Annotated in this window: 1 protein-coding gene and 1 pseudogene; both read right to left on the minus strand. The window is 62.9% G+C overall.

Annotation, left to right across the window (positions count from 1 at the left end):
* Positions 1-1,821, minus strand: a pseudogene (locus U9980_RS24665) (hypothetical protein); the annotation flags it as partial.
* A gap of 1,228 nt (positions 1,822-3,049) precedes the next feature.
* Positions 3,050-3,619 carry a peptidoglycan-binding domain-containing protein gene (locus U9980_RS24670; protein ID WP_322770119.1) on the minus strand — a complete coding sequence of 190 codons (570 nt, stop codon included), beginning with the start codon at positions 3,617-3,619 and terminating at the stop codon, positions 3,050-3,052.
* Positions 3,620-3,710: the final 91 nt, after the last annotated feature.

A 3,710-nucleotide genomic window follows, 5' to 3' on the forward strand; every position in this document is an offset into this window, starting at 1 on the left:
GTTCGGGTATGCCTGCGGGCTACGGTGGCAGGCGATGTGCAGGCCTCCTTTCGCGCCCTGATCGGAGTTCGAATAGTAGGGCTCGACGCCTTCCCCCGCCTGATAGGAGTCGCCGAAAGCCACATAGCTGACCGCCGGTTTGGATGACGGTGTGAACGCGACGGCATCCCATGAGATGTCGACGGCGTGTCCATCCCAGTCGTTCGTGGTGACGTTGGACAGGGACACGTATGCGCCTGCGCTCAGCTGGAACGAACCGAGGTCGAACCAGGTGTTCTTGTTCCATCGCTGGTTGACGACCCGGTGGTATGTCTTCGTGCCCGTGTAGATCCGATAGTCGGCTTGCGCGGTGTCGGCACCGTTGTTTGGAATGTGAATCCAGATACGACGCCAACCTGTTTGGCCGGCTGGTGGTGTCCATCTGCCGGTGACACGGATGAAGGAACCTCGGCTGTCAGCCACGGTATGGGCGAAATAGGAGTGCCCGAGATACCCGATGCCAGCCTGGTGGGTGTCGATGGCGCTGACGGGGCGTCCCGCGCTGTCTCTACCGAAGGACAGACCGAAGCTGCCCGACGATGTGACCGTCCCGCAGCCGGCGATGTTTGTCGATGAGTCCGGCAAATCATCGACGATGACTGCGCCCAGGGGTAAGGCGCTTGTCCCAGGCGTCTGGACAACCGGCGAGTCAGCGGCCGAACAGGACGGCGGGTACGGGTTGGCCACCGTGGGTTCCGATGCCCCGGCGCTGTAAGCAGACGGGTTTTCGTCATTCAGATCACCTACCCGTCCCCAGGAGACCGCATTGTGCCACCAGCAGTATTTCCGGTCCGTGTTGAGACAGTAGCCGGTTGAGGTACTGTTCCGGTCGCAGGTGTTGGAGGTGTCGCAGAACAGGAAGTAGTCGGCCGGCAGGGAAAGCGGTGCCGAGGCGGTGTATTTGGGACCGCCGTTGACGAGGTCGAGTTGGGCGTGCTGTGCCCAGCCCAGCACCTTCTCCTGATATGGCCACCGGCCGGGGTGAGCTGCGTCGTCATAGTCACTGAGAAAGGCATGCCGGCTGGGATCGTAGTCGTTCTGAGCGGGATTGTTTGTCCAGCCGAGCCCCCAGGAGGGGTTTCCCGTCCCGGGACTGTATACGCCGGTGTTGTACCCCCACAGCGCGAGATACCAGTTTTCGATCTTGGTCGGGTCTGCGTTGTTCGCGACGAGTCCGAGGCTTTGAAGCTGGTTCCAGGTCTCGGTCAGGATCCTGACCGCGGCGACCATGTTCACCTCGTAGTCGGTCGCGATCGCGCGCTTCTGCATATCCGTCCAGTAGCTGTCGCCGGTCTTCATGTGCTGAGTTATCTGGGCGATCCCGTACCCGCAGTCGGCCTTGGCCGGGTCCGCTCCGGCTATCAGGCCGTCGGAGCCGTAGGTCGTCCCGTAGTAGTTCGCGATGATCGGATCACCGGCGACACCGGGCAGCGCGTGCCAGCTTGCTTGACTGAAGTTCGTCTCCTGAGCGAGTACACCTTCCAGGATCTGCACGGGAATGTGTTTGCCCGGGTCGGCACCGGCTAGCGCCGGGACTGTGATCAGTGATTGTGGGGTGTACTGGGACAACCCGTGTTTCTGCCAGTTGGCCGGTCTGGTGTTGGTCAACTCCTTGCGGACGGCACGACCGGCCGCCCATTCGACCTGCTTGGGCGAGGGCTGGATGATCTGCGTGTTCGGGTCGAGGGGTGCGATCGGGCATGGTGACCCTGCGCCGGACGCGATCGACGCCGCCGGAACCATCACTGGCATCCCGGTCATGGTCATGGATGCGGGAACCACAGTGCCCGTCCTTGCCGGCTCGCTCTGAACCGGTGGCGTCCTGGTAGCGGAGGGCGTTACATGGGCGACCGTTCCTTGAGACTGCGTCCGCCGTCGTTGCGTGATCGCAATCCCGTCGTCCGTACCCGTTGGAGCTGTGATGCCCGATACCGCCTGTCGCTCGATGACCAGGCCGCCGTCCAGTGAGAGGTCGACTGGCTGGGCCGGTGTGGTCACGACATCGATCGTGTCGGGTCCAGCGGCCACCCTGGTCGGTGCGCCGACCAGATGGTTGGCTCCCCCCCGCCCCTGCCGAAGGGACATGTTCTGTAACGGCCCCTCGGCCAGTTCGGTCACTCTTCCGTCGGCGTGGCGTGTGAAGGCCGTGGCTGTAGAAGGTCCCGCGACGGTGAGAAAGTCGACACCGTCTCGACCGGTTGGACGGAGATGATAGACAGGGCCGGGAGCCATCGCCAGCTCTTTGGTTCCGCCAGCTGCATCGACGGTGATGAGTGATCTTCCCAATGCGGCTGTAATATCTTGCCCAGTGGGCACAGCGGACGCTATCTGTCCATGGACACTGCGAATATCCTGGATCTGTCGCCGGGCGGCATCGACCCGTATCAGCTCGGTCGTTTCACCGTCGGTACCGGTGTTTCGGCTGAACACCACTTCGGTGCCGGTACCGCACCCGGGCGTATGGTATTTCATTGCAACACGCTGGGGCGCGATCCACCGCGATCCGTCATGTAAGTCGACGATGGCGGCAAACGCTCCCTGATTACGCAGCTTCTCGTCGTTGACGACAGCGACTGGTGCGAAGGTGACCGCCATGTACCGGCCATCGCCGGTGAGACAGTGGAACTCCGTCCACTGCGGTGTGTCCCATCCCTGGACGTACAGGCTCGTCAGCACGCGCCAACCACCTGTTGCGGGATCGGCTGGTACGAGGATGTCCACACCGTCCGCCGTACCGACCGCAAGGGCCGCCACGTCACCTTGCGGGACTGGCACGCTTTCAGCGACGGGGTTTGGGCGCGGCCCGATCTGTGATGCAGCCGAAACCGGAGAGACGAGGGAGATGGCCGCGCAACCGCCGACAGCGGCGAGCGCCGTGCCAAAAATCGCGAGCCGGCGGAATCGGGTCATGGCATGTCCTTCGTTCGCGGACTTCTCGCCACACCCGACCGGGTCGGCGGCAAGTATGTGGAAAATAGACCACGGAAAAACTACCGACCCGGCGGAACGGCTAGTATTGCTGGCCGACCGCTTTGTAGGACCCGTTTACGCCTCGGATTCTCCAACCCGTGGGGGAATAGGTGGTGTAAGCATAATCATGCTCGATGTTGGTCTTGCCGACCTGGCGGTAACGCCACTGACCGCCGAATCCACCGTCGTAGCTGCCGATATAGTAAAGGCGGGGGTAATAGGTGGGCTCGTCGTCGGAAGGCGACGGGGTGTCGCGTCCGCTGAACATCGAGTGGTAGACCTGCCAGCCGGCTACGCCGTCGACAGTGAGCCCGTTCGCTTTCTGCCAGTCGCGGATCGCCTGTTCGGTCTGGGGGCCGTACTGGCCGTCTATGCCGCTGCTGGGCAGGACTCCTCCGATAACAAGATTGTTCTGGACGGCCCAGACCTGCGAGCCGGAAGTGACGCAATGATTGCAGTTGCCTACGACGTTCCAGTACTGACCCCAGTCCTCGCCGTTTCCGGTGTGGTCGGCGGCTGCCGGGCTGGCGCCGGCGACGCTTGCGGCCGCCATTCCGGCCCCGGCGACCAGGCCGGCTACCGCCCGCGCAATCCATTGGTTCTGCTTCACGTGCTCTCCCGTTTTTCTTGAAGCGGCGATAGCTCGCGCTGCTTATCGCTGTTCCGGCCGGACGGTGGAAGCGACTTGGACTAGAGTTCTC

It is taken from the genome of Protofrankia sp. Cr1 (assembly GCF_963555865.1).
Taxonomy (GTDB): Bacteria; Actinomycetota; Actinomycetes; order Frankiales; family Frankiaceae; genus Protofrankia.